Annotated in this window: 16 protein-coding genes and 1 pseudogene; 9 read left to right on the top strand and 8 right to left on the bottom strand. The window is 40.4% G+C overall.

Going from position 1 to position 22,076, the window contains the following annotated elements; genetic code table 11:
- Nucleotides 1-67: 67 nt before the first annotated feature.
- The 5 genes from RS130_RS08255 to RS130_RS08235 all read left to right on the top strand — a co-directional run bounded on the left by RS130_RS08255 (nt 68) and on the right by RS130_RS08235 (nt 4,203).
- Nucleotides 68-532, top strand: a complete 465-nt coding sequence (locus RS130_RS08255; RefSeq protein ID WP_316025558.1) for a DUF2753 family protein — start codon at nt 68-70, stop codon at nt 530-532.
- Nucleotides 533-968: 436 nt separating this feature from the next.
- Nucleotides 969-1,418 carry a hypothetical protein gene (locus RS130_RS08250; RefSeq protein WP_316025557.1) on the top strand — a complete coding sequence of 150 codons (450 nt, stop codon included), beginning with the start codon at nt 969-971 and terminating at the stop codon, nt 1,416-1,418.
- 57 nt (nt 1,419-1,475) lie between these two features.
- Entirely contained in the window at nt 1,476-1,904 is a 429-nt protein-coding gene (fur, locus tag RS130_RS08245; RefSeq protein ID WP_316025556.1) for a ferric iron uptake transcriptional regulator, read from the top strand.
- A gap of 236 nt (nt 1,905-2,140) precedes the next feature.
- Entirely contained in the window at nt 2,141-2,830 is a 690-nt protein-coding gene (locus tag RS130_RS08240) for a response regulator transcription factor (protein ID WP_316025555.1), read from the top strand.
- Nucleotides 2,827-4,203 carry a sensor histidine kinase gene (locus RS130_RS08235; RefSeq protein WP_316025554.1) on the top strand — a complete coding sequence of 459 codons (1,377 nt, stop codon included), beginning with the start codon at nt 2,827-2,829 and terminating at the stop codon, nt 4,201-4,203. The genes RS130_RS08240 and RS130_RS08235 overlap by 4 nt, the downstream gene beginning before the upstream one ends.
- A gap of 17 nt (nt 4,204-4,220) precedes the next feature.
- Here RS130_RS08235 and RS130_RS08230 read toward each other — a convergent pair.
- Together RS130_RS08230 and RS130_RS08225 are read right to left on the bottom strand one after the other, a co-directional pair.
- Nucleotides 4,221-5,374, bottom strand: a pseudogene (locus RS130_RS08230) (PepSY-associated TM helix domain-containing protein).
- Between the two features lie 15 nt (nt 5,375-5,389).
- Entirely contained in the window at nt 5,390-7,429 is a 2,040-nt protein-coding gene (locus tag RS130_RS08225; RefSeq protein WP_316025553.1) for a TonB-dependent receptor domain-containing protein, read from the bottom strand.
- A gap of 300 nt (nt 7,430-7,729) precedes the next feature.
- Between RS130_RS08225 and RS130_RS08220 the strand changes: the two genes are divergently transcribed.
- Genes RS130_RS08220 through RS130_RS08205 form a run of 4 tightly spaced genes read left to right on the top strand, consistent with a single transcriptional unit; the run spans nt 7,730 to nt 12,049 of the window.
- Complete coding sequence (locus RS130_RS08220) at nt 7,730-8,074, top strand: SAM-dependent methyltransferase (RefSeq protein WP_316025552.1); 345 nt, start codon at nt 7,730-7,732, stop codon at nt 8,072-8,074.
- Complete coding sequence (locus RS130_RS08215; RefSeq protein ID WP_316025551.1) at nt 7,999-8,562, top strand: SAM-dependent methyltransferase; 564 nt, start codon at nt 7,999-8,001, stop codon at nt 8,560-8,562. Before RS130_RS08220 ends, RS130_RS08215 begins: the two co-directional genes overlap by 76 nt.
- Before the next feature lie 22 nt (nt 8,563-8,584).
- Nucleotides 8,585-8,788: a hypothetical protein gene (locus RS130_RS08210; RefSeq protein WP_316025550.1), complete on the top strand. Its 204-nt coding sequence runs from the start codon at nt 8,585-8,587 to the stop codon at nt 8,786-8,788.
- Between the two features lie 3 nt (nt 8,789-8,791).
- Nucleotides 8,792-12,049: a tetratricopeptide repeat-containing hybrid sensor histidine kinase/response regulator gene (locus RS130_RS08205; protein WP_316025549.1), complete on the top strand. Its 3,258-nt coding sequence runs from the start codon at nt 8,792-8,794 to the stop codon at nt 12,047-12,049.
- A 260-nt stretch (nt 12,050-12,309) separates the two neighbouring features.
- On the opposite strand, the gene RS130_RS08200 is transcribed toward RS130_RS08205, so the two are convergent.
- From RS130_RS08200 to RS130_RS08175, 6 genes are all read right to left on the bottom strand, one after another.
- Entirely contained in the window at nt 12,310-12,834 is a 525-nt protein-coding gene (locus RS130_RS08200; protein ID WP_316025548.1) for a hypothetical protein, read from the bottom strand.
- Nucleotides 12,835-12,853: 19 nt separating this feature from the next.
- Nucleotides 12,854-15,979, bottom strand: coding sequence for an alpha-amylase family protein (locus RS130_RS08195; protein WP_316025547.1), 3,126 nt, complete (start codon nt 15,977-15,979; stop codon nt 12,854-12,856).
- Complete coding sequence (locus RS130_RS08190; protein ID WP_316025546.1) at nt 15,919-16,356, bottom strand: hypothetical protein; 438 nt, start codon at nt 16,354-16,356, stop codon at nt 15,919-15,921. The genes RS130_RS08195 and RS130_RS08190 overlap by 61 nt, the downstream gene beginning before the upstream one ends.
- 915 nt (nt 16,357-17,271) lie before the next feature.
- Nucleotides 17,272-18,234 carry a PfkB family carbohydrate kinase gene (locus RS130_RS08185; protein WP_316025545.1) on the bottom strand — a complete coding sequence of 321 codons (963 nt, stop codon included), beginning with the start codon at nt 18,232-18,234 and terminating at the stop codon, nt 17,272-17,274.
- A 17-nt stretch (nt 18,235-18,251) separates the two neighbouring features.
- Nucleotides 18,252-19,478 (bottom strand): MFS transporter, encoded by a 1,227-nt coding sequence (locus RS130_RS08180; RefSeq protein WP_316025544.1) that lies wholly within the window; start codon nt 19,476-19,478, stop codon nt 18,252-18,254.
- 79 nt (nt 19,479-19,557) lie between these two features.
- On the bottom strand, nt 19,558-21,954 hold the full coding sequence (locus RS130_RS08175; RefSeq protein ID WP_316025543.1) for a TonB-dependent receptor domain-containing protein: 2,397 nt from the start codon (nt 21,952-21,954) through the stop codon (nt 19,558-19,560).
- Nucleotides 21,955-22,076: the final 122 nt, after the last annotated feature.

Genomic DNA, 22,076 nt, shown 5'->3' with positions numbered 1-22,076 from the left:
CATGGCGCTTCCGTTAGAGCAGACTTCAATCATTGTCATTGAGTCATTTTATATAGGCAGTTAAGTGATGAACAACATTGTAGAGCAACAGACACAAACCGATAAAATAGCCAAATGGAAAATGTTCATTAAGGCAGGCAATAGCAGTTTTTATGGTCAACAAACCATAGTAGCCATTGCCTATTATCAAAAAGCAATCACTATATCTGAACAACTTTTTAAGAGTTGGGAAGACATTCAATCTGCTATTTCAACTATGTTAATTAGCCACCATAACTTAGCCGATCTATTTTTGAAGGAAGGCAATATTGATTTAGCTGAGCTAGAACTGCGCACAATTCACCAAAAGCTCTTACTGTCATTACATGAAGCCGAGCCTAACTCACCTCGCATGGACGCACTCCTGTGGGGAGTGAGCCGAACGTACTTTGCGTTGATTAGTCATTTAAAAAATAGCTCAGAGAGAGTCAAGACTATGCCCCTCTACGCACCTAGCTCGTTAGAAATGGCCTATAAAAATAATCTAAGCTAAAGTAATAACCCTGTAGAGATGCTAGTTACAAATACAGCTAGCTGAATTTTTTGGGGCGTTGCTTGGTTGGCACACTGTGCTTTTCGATTATTCTCATAACCCAAGGCCCAACTTTAAAAGCCAACCAAAGTGAAACAATCAACACCAGATCAAAAGTAATGTAATAAAAGTAAGTGCTGTTGAGCGCCCCCCACCCTCGTCGCCACTGGCTTGGGAATAAAAACTACTGCAGAATAATAATATAAAAAAACAACACATTTTGACCTTATACATGATTCATCACCTCGCTAAAGCCTTGTATACTTTTCAGTATCTCATCAAGACCTCTGATTGATTCAAAGCACACCAATACTGTAATGATAACAATTATCATTTGCAACTAATTTAATATTGATTTATCTTTCTGTTCATAGCAAAAATGAATTGAAGGAATAATATGTCACCTACTTTTTTGTGTCCTACCCATAGAGATTGGGTTTACTTCAACCCTCAAAAGGCGTTGCTGTATATTGAAGATAGTCAGAAAGAAGGCGAGGTTTATCTACAACAAAAAAACTGGCAGAAGGCTTCGGCATTTTTGGGGTGTGCATTTGAAGCCACTGAAATATTAATGACACTCCAGCAATCCCAGCAATCTTTTTTGGTGAGGCGGTTAACTTCGTTGGCTGTATTATTATCCGAGAGCTTCAGGCAATTGAACACACTCAATATTAGTAAATTAATTCTGTGTCATGCCGAACAAAAATTACAAGACGCCGCAGCAAAGGAACGAGATAATCATTCAAGGCAAGATTTTATAATGCAATGCATAGAGAAAATAAAGTTTTATATCGAAGGTTTCGAATTAAACACTGTAGCAAATGATTTTCCCATTCAAGTGCATTAACACGTTAGTATTTAACTATTAACCAGCAGAAACGAGTCAAACCAATAGGTCATAACAATGAATCAAAATAAAGAATTAAAAAAAGCAGGTTTAAAAGTCACTCACCCACGTATGTTGATTTTAGAAATTTTACAAGATCCAGCAAATCAACATGTCAGTGCTGAAGATATATATAAAGTGTTAATTGAAACCGGAGAAGACATTGGCTTAGCCACTGTTTATCGAGTGCTCAACCAGTTTGACGAAGCTGGTGTTGTTGAGCGTCATCATTTTGAAGGCGGAAAATCCTTATTCGAATTGAGTAATAAAAAGCATCACGATCACTTAGTTTGTTTAAATTGCGGAAAAGTGGTTGAATTTGAAGACAGCATCATCGAACAGCGTCAAAAAGATATTGCCCAAAGTAGTAATATGAAATTGACCAATCATAGTTTGTATCTCTATGGCGAATGCAAAGAAAACTGCGAAGATGAAAAAGTAAAGTAACGCTACCTCAACCCATAGTCATGGAGAATTAGCGCCTCCAAGGTGGCTCCATACCAAACCAATTATGAATGTCGTTACCTTTTAATAAGTAACGCATTCTGTTAGCTGACGGGCAGCAATTACAAGCTTGCATCTTGAACCGATGTTCTGACCTTGCACAATTCAGCACCCCTGCACTTGAAAACAAGAATGATTATCAATACTATTAGATATGACCAACTATTACTCTCGTTGCTATGTCGCGCCCCCGCATTTTAATTATTGAAGATGATCTAACCCTCAGTGATCAGGTTGCTAGACTACTTGAAGAAAAGGGCTTTAATACCAAACAATGTCTTGATGGGCAAAAAGGGCTACTCACCGCTTTACAGGAAAGTTTCGATCTTATTTTACTAGACTTATTACTGCCTTCATTAAATGGTTTTTCGATCTTAAATCAACTAAGGCAAGTAAAAAACACACCCGTGATGATGATTACCGCATCAGGAGCCGAGCAAGAGCGCATTGAAGGATATCGGAAAGGGGCTGATGATTATTTACCTAAACCCTTTAATTTTACCGAAATGATGTTGCGAATTGAGGCATTGTTGCGCCGCAGTCGTATACAAACCGAACGAACACAGCAAAGCAGCCAACTGATAGTGGACCCACTAACGCTTAACCGCAGAACCCAACAAGTGCTGTTTGACGACAAAGAGTTAGAATTTACCCCGCTACAATTTAAATTACTATGGGTTATGCTTGAGAATCGCCACGAAATAATGAGTAAAGCCTTTCTTTATCAGACCGTATTAGTAAGACCCTTTAGTCTTTACGATAGAAGCCTAGACATGCACCTTAGTCGAGTAAGAAAAAAACTAGTTGCAGCAGGCATGTCGCCTGAGCGGTTAGTGACCTTACACGGCAAAGGTTACCGTTTTACATGAAAAACAAACTATTTTGGCGCCTGTGTGCGTTTATTGGCGTAGGCACGGTATTGTTGTTTTTAGCACTAAGCTGGCTAACTGATCACACCGAAACCAGCATGAGTTTTATCGCACAAGAGCATCAGCAGCAACTACTCGAATATGGAAAACAAGCAGAACTGATTTTGCAGCAAGAAGGCGAAGCCGCTTTAGCTATCTGGTTACAAGAGCTGCAGCGAAAAGAAAACACCTGGGTCGCGGTAGTGAAGTCAAATATCACGGCTTTTGCCGGTACAGTTTTACCGAGTAAATATATTGATAGGTTTCAACTGGGGCGAAGTGTTGAGTGGAAAATCCACTTGTACTTTGAAGAAAATCCAACCATGGAAATTCCATTTTCTGATGCATCAAGCCATTTGTTAATTCGACTTCCTCAACGGATGCGTCCGGGGGCATTTCTGATTTACGCAAAAGTACTGTTGCAAATCGCTCTGCCGTTAATCTTGTTGAGCATATTCAGTTTCGTTCTTTACCAACACGTCATGACCCCGCTACGTAGATTAGAAAATGTCACTAAAGCATTTAGCGCAGGAAAGCTTGAAGCAAGAATCACCCCTTCATTACCAGAGAGAAATGACGAGTTCACTCGCCTTGCCACTACATTTGATCATATGGCGGAACGAATAAGCCAACTCATTTATAATCAACGGCAGTTACTGGCTGATTTATCCCATGAATTACGAACTCCGCTCACCAGAATTGACATGGCGGTTGATTTTGTCGACCAACAAATTAATCCAAAACAAGCACTAGAGCGATTGCGTTACGAAGCTTCGACTATGCGCAGCTTAGTTGAAGATTCATTAACCCTTGTTTGGCTAAATACCGAGTCACCTCAGTTAAATACCGACAATTTTGATTTAGTCGAACTAATCCAAGTCATTTGTGAAGACGCTCGCTTTGAATACCCAGACCGAGAACTCATCACCCAGTTGCCAGAACAAGGTTTAGTAAAGCAAAGTAGCCAGCTCGCACTAGGCCAAGCCATAGAAAACATTATACGCAATGCACTACGCTACACCCCAGAAAAACAACAAGTAGCAGTTATACTCAGCAGACAAGCGCAACACTACCATTTGCTCATTAAGGATCAGGGGTCAGGTGTGCCTGAAGAAATGTTAGCTGATATATTCAAGCCCTTTTTCCGCGTAGATAAAACCAGAGCCTCAGAACAACCATTGGCTAATAGCTCCAATACCAATGGTTTCGGTCTGGGCTTGGCCTTAGCTCAAAGACAAGTCGAGGCTGTGGGAGGCACGATAAGAGCGGTAAACTACCACAGTGATCTAGATAAGTGTGCAGGCTTGCAAATTATAATTGAACTTCCATTTTAATTGGTTTTTGGCCCAATCTACGCTTCGTTCTCTCGACGACGCTGCAACGGTAAAGTAACTAAACGTCGCCAAGCGAGAATGATGCCTGTGTACACTAAGATGCAAGCCAGCAGCGAAACCAAGCCTGCAACTGTCTGACCAATGAAACCAAAGTATTCTCCCGTGTGTAAAAACCTAGCGGTGCCCCAAGCTTGTCCCCCTTTCGACCAATCCTCTTTACGTAACACCTTGATCGCATCTCCACTAACGGTATCAAAATACAAGGAATACGCTAACTCTTGCCTATGGCCAATACTTTTGTCGATATAAAAACGGGCTTCATTTTTTCTTCCCCTATTTCCATCCACATAGAATACCAATCACTATAACCATTATGATTAGCGTGTAATTTTGCTTTGTTAAACAGCGTTTCATAAGGGGTAAGACCTGCCGCCAAGGTCGTGACTTCTGCATGCTTTTCTCGCTGGGGCACGGTTTCACCAAATGCACCATACAAGGCTTTGTTAGCCCAAGAAAAATGGAAAATGGTGGCGGTCAAGGCAATCACCAACAAAAGGGGGAAAGACCAAATTCCGAACACTAAGTGCCACTGGCGATTGCGGTGGTGCGCGTTGCTGTATCGACGAGGCAAGATTAAATACTGTTTAAGAGCAGTAAAACTGAAACGCTTTGGCAACCATAAATAGGCACCACTCACTAGTAAGAATATAAATACAAGATTGGCATAAGCGGTTATATTTTTGCCTATGCTACGCGCGCCTCCTTCAAGTAACAAATAACGATGAAAGTCGGTAATAACATGAAAAAAATCGGCAGCCATTCCTTCGCCTTGGCGCAGTATTTCGCCCGTATAAGGGTGCAGTAAATAGCTATATTTTCCTGCCCAAGCAGGTATTGCCGCGCCCTCTCGATTGACCCAACGCACATAAATATGAGGTTGTTCGGGTTTTAACTGCTGTAAAATATCGACTACCCTATCAGTCGTAATACGCGAAGAAGAAGATGATGACGAGGGTGCCACCGTATAGCGCATCTCACTTAGCTCTTTTATTTGTCTTTCATACGTCAATAGCACGCCACTAAAAGACATGAAAAATATAAATAAACCAGCAACTATTCCCGTCACAAGATGGGCCCAAAAGACCCATCTTTTAAATGATTGTAAAGTCATGACTACTGATTAATCTTAGAAGTCATAAGACACAGATAGTCTAATGTCCCTACCTGCTTCATGTGGACCTATAACAGAGGGAAATACTTCACTGTAATCACCTACGCTGGAATGATCGATGTATTGCTCGTTAAATAAGTTAGCCACGGCAAAATTAACCAGTATGCTATTCGTCGCTTGCCATTGGGCATACGCATCAACTGTGGTGTAGCTCGGTTTATTTAATCGATATATCGAATCCGTCCACTGCAAGTCAACAGCTTGGTGCAATGTATCTATGTCAATCGAGTCCACTTTTGTGATGTTTACGCCAAAAGATGTAGCTGAATTCAATTCATAATCGACACCAGCAACCCAAGTATTGCCTCGGCTATTACCTAAGCCAACAAACTCATAGCCATTAATTGCAATAGAAGAATAATCTACATCATACAAACCATCCCTTGGCACTAACTCTGTATCAGCACTAGAGAAACCTAGGAACAATTCTACCCGTTTCCAAGTATAAGCCAGATCAAACTCCACCCCGTTTGTATCTAGTGTTCCAATGTTATTGAATACCGAATTGCCTTCGTAACCTTCAAAAATCACGTCGTCAAGTGACGAGTCATAAATACTCAATTTGGCGTTTAAATGATTGCCATGGTATTCGATAGAGGCTTCTATATTTTCCACTGTTTCTGGAACTAAATCTTCAGCAACAACAGGGATATCCGAGCCGTCGTAAAGATAACCATCGATCGTAAAACCATCACCAATTTGTTTGCCACGCGCGGCTTGGGCATAGCCTAAACCTAATGTCCAATCTTCGCTTAGTTCATAGGCAAGACCAACGTTGAAGCTGATCTCAGAATCTTTTAATGAAGCAGGCTCATCGGTTACCGGATCGCCATAATATTCATCAATCAGTATTCTTTGTTGAAAGTCATAGTCATCAAAACGTACGCCGTAACTTAGCAATAAATCAGCTGTAAGGTCACTGTAACCTTGGGCGTAGATCCCCAAAACACTTCCTTCTTCAGCATTTTCAACAGGTCCTGCAGCTGAGCCACTTGTCACTTCATCGCTACGATAATCGACCCCGTACACAAACTTGTGCTGCGAGGTTTCGCTGGTGTTGCGCAAATCAAAACCATAAGTATCGATATCAGCTAACCAGTCAAAACGGCCACCACGAAAAGAGGACGTTGTTTGATAGGCCGTTGCTTCAAGATTGAGCATTGCATTGTAGTCAAAACGATAATTTGCAACGTAAGTATCGCGCTGCGCTGCGCTAGGATAAAGTGCAGCTCCTTCTAACACCACCCAGTTAGGACGGGCAGAAAACTCGCCTTTTTCATCACGCTGTTCCACACTCAGTGACAAAAAGTGATTATCGCCAATATCACCGCTGACTTTGACAAATAGCATATCTTGGTCTGCCGCGGTGCCGTAAATTTCATTACCGTCACCATCTTCCATGTTATTACGATTAATTGTGCTGTAGTAACCTAAAACACCCCATGAATCGCTTAATTTGCCATACACACTGCCGCTATAGCGAGTCCCGTCATTTGAAAAGTAACTCGCTTTAACTCTGCCACCGAATCTCTCTTCGTCTTGCAGTAAGTCATTCGCATCTTTAGTCTTAAATCGGATTGAGCCACCAATAGCTCCAGGTCCACTAGTGGCTTCACCAGCACCGGCTTGAACATCTATTTGCTGCAGTAAATCAGGGTCAATCGTCACCCGCCCAATATGATGAAACAAGGTAGAGGTTTGTTGTGCCCCATCGACCGTTACGTTTAAGAACGAATCCTCTAAACCACGTATGTAAATTTTCTGTGCAACACCCACCGAGCCGCCGACGCTCACAGAAGGTGAATGCTTGAAAATACCGGCTAGATCATTGGCTTGATACTGTTCGAGATCTTCTGCGGTAATACTTAAGTTGGTGGCGGCACCTACAACCGAAATTTTTTCCACCAATACACTATCTTCAGCATCAACAGTTTCAGCAAATAAAGTAGTAGTGGGTAATGTGCAAATGGCACCGACGAATACGAGTTTTTTCAAGAAAAGTTCCTATTAGTTATCAATATTGCAAATAAGAAACATTCTCATTAAGTTTAATCCAGAATAGTAGTACTTTTACATTTGTTACATTCGCTACCCTTGATACCAGCACCATTGCCTGTAGGCCATGTGTATTACGCGTTACTTATCAAGTAGTGATGTCATTTAATATTCATTGGTTTCGAATTGGCCACACTTAGCTAAAATTTTTGATTTAGTTAACCTACTGTAAAAATTCACTATTTTTGACAACTCAGTACTGGTATTGTCAACTACACTGAAAAACTGAACAAAAGCTTTATGTCAGCAAAACAACAAGGCTCATTAGTCGTAGTAGGAACAGGCATTAGTGTTGCGGGCCAGATGACCCTAATGGCTCAGAGTTATATTGAAAATGCGGATATTGTATTTACCGGAATTAGCAATATAATTGGCGAAAATGTCGTTCAAAAACTAAATGCTAATACAGTAGGATTAGATGACCTCTATCAGGCCGGAAAATCACGAGCGACGACTTACCAACAAATGACCGACCGTATTGTCAATGCGGTTAAAGCAGGGCATAAAGTATGTGCCGCCTTTTATGGTCACCAGAGGTATTCGTTAACCCATCTCATGCTGCCATTAAACAAGTACAAGCGTTAGGTTTACGGGCCGAAATGCTACCGGGCATATCTGCAGAAGATTGCCTAATTGCAGACTTAGGCATCGACCCAGCGCAATTTGGTTGCCAATCCTATGAAGCCACACAATTTTTGTTTCGAGACTATCAGCTCGACCCCCACATGACGCAAATTATTTGGCAAATTGGCTTAGCGGGCGTCCCCTCACTGAGTATTCTAAACGCAGAACATTGCCAAGCAGGTTTAACGCTCTACCAAGAAATACTATTGCAAAGGTACCCTAGCGAACATGAAGTTATCTTATATGAAGCCGCAACTATGCCACTGTATGCTCCAAGAATTGAGCGTTTTGCATTACGCGAGTTAGTAAATTGCAAGCCCACGCTAATATCAACGCTAGTCATACCATCCCTAGGCTTACCCCGTTATAACCAAAGCCGTTTAGAAAAGCTTGGATTATCTCAAGAAAAAGTAGATAGTTACCGAAACAATAAGAATATACCAACATAAAACCCACAAAAAGGAGTATAAAATGTCAAATTCATTACTAGATTTTTTACACGAGTTAGATACTAACGCACAGCTTAAAGAAGCGTATCTGGCGAACCCCGTAGCCACAGCGACAGATTATGGCCTTGCTGAAGAAGACATTGAAATTATCAAAACTAAAGATTGGGACGCAGTACGAAAGCGATATGAAGATTCTGGCAAAGCCATTAAGACCCAATCTTATTAGAAAATGAAGACGAGTACTTTTACAAAACGACTAAAATTTGCGGTGCGCTGCAGCTTCTTTGTTTTTTGCCTAAGTTCACCTCATATTTATGCAGGATATGATGAGAACTTAACTGAAGAACTGAAAGAATTGTCAGCCCACCTACAAAGTAACTCCTCGGCGGCAACGGCCAAAATTGAATACTTCACCAGTCATTTTGCTAGTCACCCCGATGATTACTACGAAAGTACGTTTTTAAATTTACTCGCCTACAAGAGTTTGTTAGCACTCGATCTAAAAGACACTTATGAAAAACTGTTGGCTGCACGCTTAAAGGCCAGTAATACTAAAAATATGCTGCAAATAGCAGAATCTTATCGGTTAGAAGGCGCTGTCCTCGATATAATAGGTGAGTACGGCAGGGCATTAGCGGCACTAAATAAATCGTTTGAGATTTTTGATGAATTACAAAGCCCCGAGGTGCTAAGAGTATATAGCTCTCTGATCAACGTTTACACCTCATTGAATGATTATCAAAGTATCCTTCACAATGCCTACCTGCTGCTTTCAGCTGCCCAAAAATATGAAAATACAACCCATGAAGGGCTAGCCTATTTTCGGATTGCATTTGCTCAATCTAAGTTAAACCAAATGCAAGACGCTATTGTTAACACTGCTATTTCAGAAAAAATACTAGAACAAGCTGACTTCCCATTTATTGGCGTACTTTACCTTTTAATTGCACAAATAAATGTCGCACAAGGCGATGTAGAGGGTGGATTGAAAAGAATAAGTCAGTCAATAAAAGCTGACAGAAAGATAGATTATTTACAAAATGAAGTCCCTCGTTTATTACTGCGGGCCGACATTTATCAACTACAAGACAATATTAATGCAGCAGTAGCCGAATTAGAAAAAAGCTTAGAAAGTGAGCCCCTCAAAAAAGATAAAATCCAATATTTACAAATTTTAGAGAAACTTATTGAACTCAGCGATAAAACCGGAAATAGTGATTCTGAACTTAAGTTTTTAAAACAATACAACGCCATGTACAAACAAAGTTTTAATCAGAAACAAGCGCAATTATTGGCAATCAATAACGTCCGACTTGAGGTATTCGAGAAAAACAAAGCCATTAAGTTATTGCAAAAGGAAAACGAGTTACAACTACAGAAAAGCCTAATCCAAAATCAACATAACCTTTATCAACTTTATTTTACCTTAACTGTTTTTGCTGCTTTGCTGCTCGTCATAGTGTTATTAATTCGCACTCGTAAGCAAAGAGCACAACTTAATCGCAACGCCCAAGAACTTAAATTGGCAACTCAAGCCAAATCAGACTTTTTAGCCCGTATGAGCCACGAAATTCGCACCCCAATCAATGCTATATCGGGCTTAACAAAGTTGATGCAAAGGTCAGCAGAATCCAATGAAGACATCACAAATTTGCAGCAAATAGACGAAGCTTCAAATTCTTTACTTGGTGTTATAAACGACATTTTGGATTTTTCTAAAATTGAAGCTGGCAAGTTAGACATTGAAACCACTAGTTTCCAGTTAGACAAAATCGTTAGTCAATCTATTCGATTGCAATCGATTAGGGCTCAGCAAAAAAACATCGAACTGATCCAACATATTGCGCGAGATGTGCCTATTCACTTGCAAGGCGACGAGTTAAGAATACAACAAGTGCTGGTTAACTTACTCAGCAACGCCGTTAAATTTACCGAGCAAGGCTTAGTTTCTGTCACCGTCAAAAACAAAGTTATCGGACAAACAGAGTTTCTAGAGTTTGCGGTCAAAGATACCGGCATTGGGCTCAGTCAAAGTCAAATAGACGGCTTGTTTAAATCTTTCGCTCAAGTGGATGAATCTATTTCTCGTAAGTACGGTGGGACCGGGCTAGGACTGACAATTTGCAAACAACTTGTCGAATTGATGGGCGGCAATATCTGGGTGGAAAGTCAAATTGGAACGGGTTCAACCTTCTATTTTACTTGGCCAACAAAAGAAGATAAAAACCAATACAATGAGCCGCTTTCTGAACAATTGTCTAAACTACGAGTATTGGTCGCAGACGATGTTAACTTGTCTCGTCAAGTAATAGCCGAGAGTTTACTAGAAGCGAATATAACCCCTGATTTAGCAAATGGAGGACAAGAAACATTAAACAAATTGCGACTAGCTGCATCTAAACACAATCCTTATGATGTATTAATACTAGACTGGAAAATGCCAGACATTGATGGCCTTCAGGTCACCGCAATTATCAATCAAGAGTTCAATACTAACAAACCCAAAATCATTATGTTGTCTGCATTTGACTTTGCACATATGCAACAACAAGCTAATCACTTGGGCATTAAAGGCTTTATCGAAAAACCCTTTAGTGCTAACCAGTTACTTAATAAATTACAGGAAGTGGCATTAAACGTTACCCCCAAACCACCTGCTCAATTGTCCGCACTGAAGAATGTGCCTGACTTAAGCAATAAACGTATTTTATTGGCCGAAGATAACAAGTTAAATCAAAAAGTAGCGTTAGGTTTTTTGAAATTTACAAACGCGCAAGTCGTTTTGGTTGAAAATGGCCTAGAGGTAGTTAATGCGGTTAAGTCTCAAGGATATTTTGATTGTATTTTAATGGACATACAAATGCCTGAAATGGACGGTTTCACGGCCACCTCTATATTGCACGATGACTTAGGTTTCACCCAGCCGATTATTGCTATGACCGCCAACGCAATGAAAAAAGACATAGAGAAAAGCACGGCTATGGGTATGACCGCCTACATCACCAAACCTATCGACCCCGAATATTTTTATCAGGTACTTAAAGAAATCTTACTGACCACGGCTAAGGCATGTACACCTGATGCTGCTATTTTACAAGAAAACAATAAACAGCAAACAAACTTACTACCTATCGATGCGCTGTTAATAATGGATCAACAACTTGCCATGCAAAAGTTGTTTATTGATGAAGAAACCTACGCCAGCTTGTTAAAAGACTTTGTTGAAAAAGAATCGGCAATTAAAAACCTAACCACCCTAATTGAACACAGCAACTATCAAAATATTTATAAACTGACTCACGATACCCTACCCGCATTAACCTATATCGGCGCCTATAACTTAGCAAAGCTCGCTAAATCAGTAGAAACCGTTATCTACAATAACAAGCAAGAAAACAACCTAGATTTCATTGAGCAGTTAACTCTGTTTGACCGAGCCATGCTAGAATTGATAGAGAAGATTAAACAGCAACTGGCTAGCGATTAATTCCAACCCGCACTACAACACTCAGTGCAAAACCTAACGTTTATGCTCGTTGCAAGCGCCTAGCGTTTTTGGGACGTGATGTTTCCATATAGAAATCCTCTTTATATTAACGTATTTCAGTATCAGGCACAGCGCCCCAAAAAAAGCAGTGATGGATCATCACTGCTTTCATCGCTTTTATGCCAATGCCATTAGACTTTCGCTAAGCGGCTACTTTTCAATACTAATGGGTAGTATTCGAGTAGCTTTTATTTACGCAATTAATTTCTAGCTCTAAAAATAACTAAGGACAACAATGCGATAATAAACAAACTGACCGTAGCCGGTGCCGAGACCACCGCCGCTGAAGCTGAGCGGCTAACGACATCAGCCTGAACAGGTCCGGATAAAAAGTCACTGGCAATAGCATTGGTCAAAACAAAGTGTGTACTGCCCACTGCATTGGCGGTTAAATTAAATGTCGCTAACGTGAAGTTTCCGCCAGCAAAAGGGACAAAATCCACAAATGTCAAGGCGACACCAAACATCTGTTCCGTAACCTCAAATATAAGTGGCGCTGCATTAAGTAAGTCACCTTCTACAGATAGTGCATCGAACTTGAATACGCTTGTATCAAACTCAATATCTAAAGACAATGAGTCAAATGGATCAAAGCCACTACCTGACAGTGTCACTAAGACACTATCGTCTAATTTAACATTCTCATCGCTTATATTGAGGCTGATTATTCCCGCTTGAACGTTAAGTCCAACAAACAAAGTCAGTATTGCTAATAGTCTTTTCATTTTCATTCCTAATAGTTGATTAATGAGTTGAACAACGAGCGCGAGTACACAAACTCATAATTACACGAGCATCAAGTACGTTAACAATGCCGTCCTGATTTACATCAAACGCTAAGTCAACTTGTTCCCGAGCTTGAATAGCGCCGATTAATCCTCTGACATCATCAATATCCACATCACCGTCTTCATCCCAATCTCCTAGCTCAACCGTTGAACCGCCACCTGAATCAATCTCTTGTGTTACATGCAAAAATGTTGTTTCCATTGGCTCAAGACTCAACGTACTGAAATCGACTTGATTTCCAGTAAATAAGTTCGTCCCCCCAGCAATGCTGGTTCCTACTTTTGGCGTAAACCCGAAAGATACAGCTGCATAACCAGTGTTCGTGACCGACACAATGTGAGACCCATCAGCCCGTTGAGTGGTTCTCCAAGCCAATGTTTTGTGAGAGGTCGCCCCTGCTCCTTCTAACAAGGTTATACTCGGCACTATTTCTTTTGCTATGGCACTCGATTGTACTTTTGCTAACAAATCCTCATGACTATTAAAAGAAACTAATGTGCCATTAGATACAAATAACTGAGTATCACGGGCCCCGCCGTATTCGTTAAACTGCAGACTATCTGCATCAATGAACACCGTCCCCCCTTCGTTCAAATAGTTTTGTAACGCTGAAAATTCAGTATCTGTCACATATTTTGCTCCTGACACTACTACCATTTCCCATGCATCTTGCTCATTTAAAATACGCTCAGTTGCAAACCCTAATCCTATCCCCTCAAAGTAAAGTCCTTTGTATGCATCACGCACGTACTTCATATGGTCCGGCTGATTGATTGCACTGGTTTCTGAATAAAAAACACGGATTGGTTTTTCTTGGCGTTGTAACAAGACTAAGTCATTAGCATGCGCATTTGCTTCCAACATGGTTCTGGTTAACGCGTGTAATCCCTTGGGTTGATGGGTAACATCAACAATATATTCTTTGTCATAGTTACCATTGGACATCGCTCTTTGTATATTACTGCTAAAGTTACCGTCCGCCTCGCGGGTCCATACCCATGTAGAAGACCCTGTTAAACCATGGGTAAATGCCATCCAGTAAATAGATTTGACATAATCTGGGTTGATGTCGAGCTCCATGAACTTAGAGCTATGGAAGAAGTGGTTTTCAGAATCCCATAACAGTTGCTCAGGCTGTACCGAGCTGAAGAAATCGAAGCTCATCATTGCACTTTGCCAATCAAAGGAGTATTCATCATCCCATTCAACCTCACGCCCCCAAATATCACTGTAGGCTGCCTCTGCATCGAAGCCGATAATGTCGCCCATTCGTAGTAAGGTCTCGAAGTCCATTCCGTGATGGCGTCCATCTTCATTCCACAACCATGGCATTAGCTTAATGTGGGTTTTTGCATCAGTGTCGATGGCTTTAATTTCATTATTCATGAAAGTAAACCAGTCGGTTACACGCCACATATTAAACAGACACCAGTCGTACCATTTAGGTGTGCCTTGTAGTGCCACATCAATCGGGATCGTAATTGACACGTCGGCGAAACTGGTAAAATGAGTCCCCCATAATTCATTTAACGTAGCGATATCGCCATGTCTGTTTTCTAACCAATTCCTAAATCGCTTAAAGGTTTCTTCAGTAACAGACTTGGTAGCAGAATTGGCATCATCGATATTCTGTCTAATCTTCTGCACTCCGTTATTCCAGTGGTCTTTTTGCGTGATGTAAGTCGGCTCATTAAACAACATGTAGCCTAATTCAGTGCTACGCTTGTCCTTTAAATCAGGTAAGACGGTTTCGAATAATTTTCTGTAAACGGTTTTTGTAAAGGGATGATCGATATCATGGTTGTGGAAAATTCGCGGAGCATCGTCAATTTCTGGATATAGATCCGCAATCCATTTAGGAAAATTTTGGTCAATGAATGTTTGACCAATTCTATGATCGCTGTCGGCATCAATATAGTTATTAAATGTCCAACTAGAATAGTCCCAATCACTGTTGGTGAATAAATTAGGACTAATATAGTGACTATTAAGGTTGCCCCAGTATTGGTTGGTTTCTTCTTCATCTGGCTTCCAAGTGTAAGCCCCTAAAAAGACTGGCTGACCATCTTGAATGAATTTTCCATCTTGAATTGTAACCTTGGTCGTATCGGTTAAAACAACAGGTTTCCTAGATAATTCACCTAAATCAACAGCAGTTAACTCTGCTAAGGCTTGGTCTAGTATTGCCTCAACGCCTTCTCGTTCCCTCACTACTAAAGCGTCTGCCGCAGCCTCTGTATCGTCTTTAGTTTGTGGATGTTTTTCATAAAACTTAGCGATATCTACTTTGTTTTTTTCATCCCAGTTAGCCCAAATGACAAACGTTTCTGCAGTATGTAAAGCCATTTTGTCGCGAGTAACGTCAATCCCTTTACTTTCAACTTTTTCAATTAACGTGCGTAACTGAGCTACTTTTTGCTCAACTCTTTCTTGGTATGTCAGTATGATTTCGCAACTATCATAAGTGCATAACTCTCGAAGTGCGGTTACGTCTTCTGAAGAGAATTCACCATCTAGATTAAAATCGTACTTAGCATCAATTAGTTGTCCCGATGCTAGCATTTCTTCAAATAATGTAATGTCGTTTAAATCAACGTCATTATCAAAATCGAAGTCACCTTTTGTTACTCCAGCTATCTGTACAGCGATTTTTGTAACATCTGTCAGGGGAGCGTTATCTGCTTGGGCTGTCATATAAACAGACCAAATATAGTCACCGCTGTAAATTTGAGGTAATTCAAACGAAAACGACTTAGCCCCCGACGAGTCAATCGTTTCGACAAAGCTAGCAACCAGTTCATTCGTATCAGAAGAATATAAATCGAAATGTATGTCGCGACTTTCAGTAACCGTTGCCGACATTGTAAACTCAACAACATCCGATGAATTTTGTTGAGTATCTGTCGCAAGGTTCGACATTTCATCTTCTAAGCGTATTTCCGCTTCTTCGTATCGAACGGCTGCATTCCAATTATAACGATCAGCATTCCAATCAAATGCTCTAAATACCTTATTTCCTCTCACCAGTGCACGGTCGTTTTCCGCTGTGAGAGAAAAGATATCTTGAGGATTAGGGACCAATCTATCTTATCTATTAGATCAGTGACCACAAAGGATTCGTTTTCACCTATTGAATCACTTACAGGTCTTATAGGAGCATTGAATATATCGCAAAGACAGCTTAGATACTTACCACTATTAACATGAAAAAGTGCAATACTATCTTCAGTGCTACCAGCATGTATGGTAAACAAACTATCGCTGGACCCATCACCTGTCATATAAATATCGGCTTCACCACTGGTTGTCCAAAGATAGCTACCGGGGCTTTTTACGTATTCAATTTTAATCGTTTTACCGATTAAACCTTCCGCATCTACGGCTAACGCCTGACCTGCAAACAAAGCCGCACTAAGTGTGAGGCCCGTTGTTACAGCTTGAATATTTTTTAATACCATTATATTCCAAACTCCTAAATGAACTCTATTATCGTAAACAACGCAAAAGTCAAACGTTTGACTTTCAAGTTAAAAAAACAAGGCGCAAGAACATAAAATTTACATTCCGTTACCAAGTTTTAAACATATGATGATTTTAAACATCATCTATATAAAGTCAAGCTACCTATTATTTCGCAATAAAAAATAACAAAGACACCGAATAACAAAGACGAATAACAAAGACACCCACGATTGAACTCTATGGCGGTCTCTATAAAGTTAGGTCCACAGTTATGGGTGTCTCAATTGATGTTTAGACCATAAGGGCTGGATTCCTGCTAACTACATGCAGGAATGACGGTGTTTTAGGTTAGTGGTAATTTAGAATTTACCATTCATGACTCGCGCTAATAGTTTCTGTATTAATGCTTTTTTGATTTACCGCGATACACAGCAATATCCAAGTTACCATATACCGACAGCCTGCATCACCTCATTCTGGTGAATTTTTTGGCCCGAAACCCAGGGCTGTAGGAACAGTAAATAGTAGCTAGCCTATAGTTAATAGCTAAAGAATAGATACTTGGTAACAGCATGCAGACATGACGGTGTTGGGATGCTGAACTCTACTAACAGCATGCAGGAATGGCGTCTTTCTAGTCAGTCATTCCGGTAGCCTTTTTAGCCCTAATCGGTTTGTTTTTAGCGCTTGATTCAGAAGCACGTAATCTAGCCGCTCGTCATTAGAACCAAATTTCTAATCATGGGGGTCTCAATTAGGTTCCAGACGGCTTGTTCAAAAACCGCTAAACACATTCTAATAGACCACTTATCAACATGGACTGTTATACTATCCCTTTGTTTCGAAAGATAGAAAAATTCAACAAAAACCCTACCTCAAATAGATTGAGCTTTTTACTCAAAAGGTAGGTTTTAAATTGGAATATCTTGTGATTTAGCAAACACACTTATTTCATCAATATTCGGCGGCTGACACCCCTGCTTTGAAATATTAATACTGGCGGCAACTTGTGCATAATTTAACGCAGATTCAAACAGCGAGTGAGTGCTAACGGTCAGATTTTCTGTTTGTAATTTATTACGCAACACATAACTAATTAAGGATGCAAAAAAAGTGTCTCCTGCCCCTACAGTATCCACAAAATTAGCGGGCTTTATTACAGGACTTACGAAACTATAGTCTTGGCTGATTAAACACGCTCCTAATTCACCTTTGGTTAGCGCAATTAAACGCATACCTTTGTCTTTAGCTAATGTTTGACAATACTCTTCGTGATTATCTTTTATGCCCAAAGTCTCCAAATCTTCATCACTGACCTTCAAGTAGTCAGCATATTGCATCACTTCTAAAACAGTATCGTGATAACTCCTTAAGTCCACAGTCGTCATCTTACGCATGTTAATATCAATGCTAATTGGTATATTTTTGTCTTTCAAATAGGCAAAGATAGTCAACAAAAATTCTCGTTTTTCAGGCACTAGAACCAAAGAGCCTGTATGAAATAATCCGAGATTTGTAGGTAAGTGACGAATAATCTCTGATGCAGAAATATCGAAATCAGCTACCTGATCTCGATATAAGGTATAAGCCGGTAATCCCCTGCTGCTTTGAGTAACAATGGCAATAGATGTAGGTTTATTTGATTGACCTAAAAAAGGGGCATGAACCCCTTCATTAAGGATAACTGCTTCAATTTTTTTACCTAAGGTGTCACTCGAAACTGGAGCCATATACCAACTATTAATACTTTGGCGACTCAAGGCCCGACAAACATTAAATGGCGAACCACCAACAAGAGAAGTGAACACGCCTGACTCTTGACTTATCATATCAATGAGCGCTTCACCAAATACTGCTACCTGTATATTTTCCATTGATTAATGACCTTAAACTATTGGTTGCCATATTGAGAGATATTTTGCTGCGCAAGTCTTTGGGTCGCAGGTTTTTTAAGCCAGTTATAGATCATAGCTACAAAAAGTAATCCTGCAAAAACGGTAGCCATATAAAATCCATATTTTGCATGGCCTCCCATTATGTCACTAAATACGCCCATCAATAGAGGGCCGAATGATGCAGCAGCAGCAGTAAAGAACAAAATAACCCCCGCTATCGCACCATGCTCAGATTTATGAAAGCAACTAATACCTTTTGAATTGAGAGTAGGATAAATCATGGACATAAATAACCCAGACAATGGCAGTAAAAACACGGCAATTTCTAAGCCCAAAGTCATACTTAGTACATAACAAAAACATATAGCACCAGAAAACAGCAACATAGCCACTTCCCAACTCATTTTACTCAAAAGCCAAACGGCTAAAAAACGACCGACAGCCCTAAGAGTAAAAAATAACGTCAGAGACCAAGTCGCAGCCCAAGCAAATGAGCCTGTATATTCTGATAACAGCAAAGGCATCCAAACATATATGGCAGCTTCAGCAGCCACGTACAACATAATCACTACAGAAAAGCCGAGAGCAAATGGATCTTTAAGTAATGCAAATGTGCGAGATAAATTGATCGGCTCTGAGGACTCAATCACTGTCTTAGGGTAATTCACTTTAGCGGCGATCAAACATAAGACTATGCAGACGCCACCGGCAAACACATACAAATACTTCCAACTCACACCAGATGTTAATAAATAGGTCACAATAAATGGCCCAATTATCGCGCCAATTCCAAAAAAACCTTCCGCTAAATTCATAGTTTTTGTATGACTTGCTGTCGAGTCAGATATATCGCCTATAAGCGCTAGCGCTCCGGTCTTAAAAATACCTATAGCTAACCCAGAAATGACTAATAAAAATAAGAAAAATCCAAATGAGTGACCCAAAGCAAACAAGCCACATGCCGCGGCAAACAACACCAAGCCTGCAATAATGGTTACTTTGCGGCCAAATTTATCAGCCAAAAAGCCTAAACCTATTCCACTTATGGCAATAGCCGCCATAGGTCCATAATGAAAAGCCCCAGCCGCAGTCATGGATAGATTAAATTCCTTAATAATCTCGGGAATAATCACTCCTACTGCATCTGTAGTCATGGCGAACATCATAAACATCATATAGGTCAAGATTTTTATGGTAGACAAATTAGCGTTTGAATTATTCATTACAGTTACTCTTGTATAATCACTTGAAAGCGCTACCAACCTTAACTTTACAGGTTGGTAGCTTAACGAATGTTATTGGTTAGAAGTTATAACGTAAATTTACAGACGTCGTGCGACCGTTAATCGTTCTAGCACGGATAACATCTGTTGGGCTCGCCGCACCTTCTTCTGCTTCGGTGATACCTACAACATCAAACAAATTATTAACGTTTAAACTAACGGTAAAGTCATCTGTGATAAAGTATTGAGCAAAAGCATTGACTTGGGTATAAGCATCAAATTTCAACTCGTTACTGTCTTGAGCATATGCGCCTGTTGTACCAATTAAGTTCACACCAACTGTGGCTTCATCCAGTTTATAAGTACTTGTTAATGTATAAATAAGGTCAGCTTGGCGACGAGGTGTATTACCTACAACTTCCGGAGTTACTGCATCTTGAGTAATTTCAGCATCTGTCCAAGTAAAGCCACCTTGGAAACTCAACGCATCAATATCATAAGCGAACTCGACTTCTACGCCACTTGCTTCATAAACACGGTCAAAGAATTTTTGACTAGTAGCTTCGAAGTTTTGCTCTTCGGTTTCAGCCATAAATGCAGTCACAAATATACCTAGATCTTTTTGTCTATATTTGTAACCGATTTCTATTTGGTCAACTAAATCAATTGTATCTTCTTTAGATACGCTGCCATCGGCTGCAATTTTACCAAATGCCAATCTGTCTGCATTGGCGCGACCACCACGGCTTAACCTTGCGAAAACTGAGTTATCGCGATCAAATGAATAGTTTGCACCGACTGAGTAAGAATTGTAACTCCAGTCATAGTTGGCGACAGAAGGGTTAGCATTATCTATTCCTGCAACACTTTGCTCAGGAACAGAAATAACACCATCACCATTCATATCTAATGTTTGTGTGACAGCTCCGGCATAGGTACCTACAGCATCACCTTGGTCACGACGGAAACTCGCATCAAAAGTGAGGTCACCTAAGTCAGCAGAAACAGCCACGTAAGGCGCGGTAATATTATAAGTTAAGTCATAGTTACGTTGACAGCAGTTACCCCAAACTGGCGTACCGTAAGCGTATAAACCGTTATCGCTTAGGCTATTTCCATCGGCATCTGAAACGTTTAACAATGCGGCATTATCTCCTTTTACTTCCATCAAGTAAGAGTTCCATAACCAAGACATACTTATTTCTTGGCGAGCTTTATAATAACCCGCGCTTACTGAGATGTTGTCAAAATTGCGAGTTAACTTCATGTCATTCACTAGAGAACCCATGTCATTTAAGTCCACATCAAAAGTATGAATGCGCATAGCTAAGCCATTACCATTAGCGCTTGAAGTGAACGCTTGACCTGCCATAGGGCCATTTGCATAACTTAGGCTTGAACCTTCGCCAAATGAAGCAGCCATAGCATCTGCGCTTACAACTTCAGCAGGAAACAATGAAACAAATGAGCCTGATATGTCAGAGATTCTAAATCTATTTTCAAAGGTCCAGTCGTCAGAAAGTTCAACAACAGCTTCAAAACCTAAAGCATTGACCACAGGGTTCATACCATCACGTAAGTCTGAACGACTGATGTTGTTGTCACCATCTAAACGAGTCATGTTTAATAGATAAACTGAATGTGGCGTATCTTGTTGTGCATCAAAACCTGGAATTGACGAGCCATCGGCGTACATTGGCATGGGTAAGTATCCGGTACTTTTGTCATCTAAATGTTTGAAATACAATCTCACGTATCCATTATCTAGATCCTTAGTGATGTTAGCCTTAATTTGACCACCAGACTGTCCAGAATAACCGGTGTCTCTTGCCCCTTCACCTTCTCGTACAAATCCACCGACGTGAAACCTTAAGTCGTCAGCCAATTCTGAACCATATTCGAAATCGGTTCTTAGGGAATCATAATCAACCCCAAAAGTAGCTGAAACACTACCACCTTCAGACTCACCGGTCTTACTTAAAAAGTTGATAATACCGCCTGGCGCATTACTCGCTGTAGTAGATGCAGAACCACCACGAATGGCCTGAATACTCTCAACAGTAGAATCGGCACGTAAGAAAATATCCGCATTGCCAAAAGCAATATCACCGAACTGAACTATAGGTAAACCATCTTCTTGCAATTGTAAAAACTTTGCACCACCGGCCGCTACCGGCAATCCACGTACTGCAATATTTGCATTACCATCTCCGCCAGTTGATTCAGAGCGAATACCTGGAATCGTTCTGAATATTTCAGCGGTTGTACGCGGAGTAGCAACTTGAATATCTCCAGCAACAACTGTACTGACTGACACACTAGACTTCATTTTTGTGGTGGCTTGGGGTGTACCAGTCACAATAATTTGTTCAAACCCTAAGGTATCTGACTCTTCTTCTTGCGCGAAACTATTACTAGCCGCCAAGGAAATTGATACAGCCAAAGAAAGTTTACTAAGTTTTTTGAATGTGTTCATTTTTACTCGCCTCAATTGATTTATATCAGTGTCTAAACACTTTTTAAAATTGACTAAATTTCTATGTTTTCCCACTCAATAATGAAACTTAATCGTTTAAGTTATGATATCTAAAAAAACCC

The organism is Paraglaciecola aquimarina (genome assembly GCF_032464635.1).
Classification (GTDB): domain Bacteria; phylum Pseudomonadota; class Gammaproteobacteria; order Enterobacterales; family Alteromonadaceae; genus Paraglaciecola; species Paraglaciecola aquimarina.
Note: the sequence above shows the minus strand (reverse complement) of the source record. Positions and strands in the feature narration are given on the sequence as shown.

Bases quoted from the DNA above. Each gene is read 5' to 3' on its own strand.
- RS130_RS08255 (WP_316025558.1), top strand. From the start codon at position 68: ATGAACAACATTGTAGAGCAACAGACACAAACCGATAAAATAGCCAAA.
- RS130_RS08250 (WP_316025557.1), top strand. From the start codon at position 969: ATGTCACCTACTTTTTTGTGTCCTACCCATAGAGATTGGGTTTACTTC.
- fur (WP_316025556.1), top strand. From the start codon at position 1,476: ATGAATCAAAATAAAGAATTAAAAAAAGCAGGTTTAAAAGTCACTCAC.
- RS130_RS08240 (WP_316025555.1), top strand. From the start codon at position 2,141: ATGTCGCGCCCCCGCATTTTAATTATTGAAGATGATCTAACCCTCAGT.
- RS130_RS08235 (WP_316025554.1), top strand. From the start codon at position 2,827: ATGAAAAACAAACTATTTTGGCGCCTGTGTGCGTTTATTGGCGTAGGC.
- RS130_RS08220 (WP_316025552.1), top strand. From the start codon at position 7,730: ATGTCAGCAAAACAACAAGGCTCATTAGTCGTAGTAGGAACAGGCATT.
- RS130_RS08215 (WP_316025551.1), top strand. From the start codon at position 7,999: ATGTGCCGCCTTTTATGGTCACCAGAGGTATTCGTTAACCCATCTCAT.
- RS130_RS08210 (WP_316025550.1), top strand. From the start codon at position 8,585: ATGTCAAATTCATTACTAGATTTTTTACACGAGTTAGATACTAACGCA.
- RS130_RS08205 (WP_316025549.1), top strand. From the start codon at position 8,792: ATGAAGACGAGTACTTTTACAAAACGACTAAAATTTGCGGTGCGCTGC.
- RS130_RS08200 (WP_316025548.1), bottom strand. From the start codon at position 12,834: ATGAAAAGACTATTAGCAATACTGACTTTGTTTGTTGGACTTAACGTT.
- RS130_RS08190 (WP_316025546.1), bottom strand. From the start codon at position 16,356: ATGGTATTAAAAAATATTCAAGCTGTAACAACGGGCCTCACACTTAGT.
- RS130_RS08185 (WP_316025545.1), bottom strand. From the start codon at position 18,234: ATGGAAAATATACAGGTAGCAGTATTTGGTGAAGCGCTCATTGATATG.
- RS130_RS08180 (WP_316025544.1), bottom strand. From the start codon at position 19,478: ATGAATAATTCAAACGCTAATTTGTCTACCATAAAAATCTTGACCTAT.
- RS130_RS08175 (WP_316025543.1), bottom strand. From the start codon at position 21,954: ATGAACACATTCAAAAAACTTAGTAAACTTTCTTTGGCTGTATCAATT.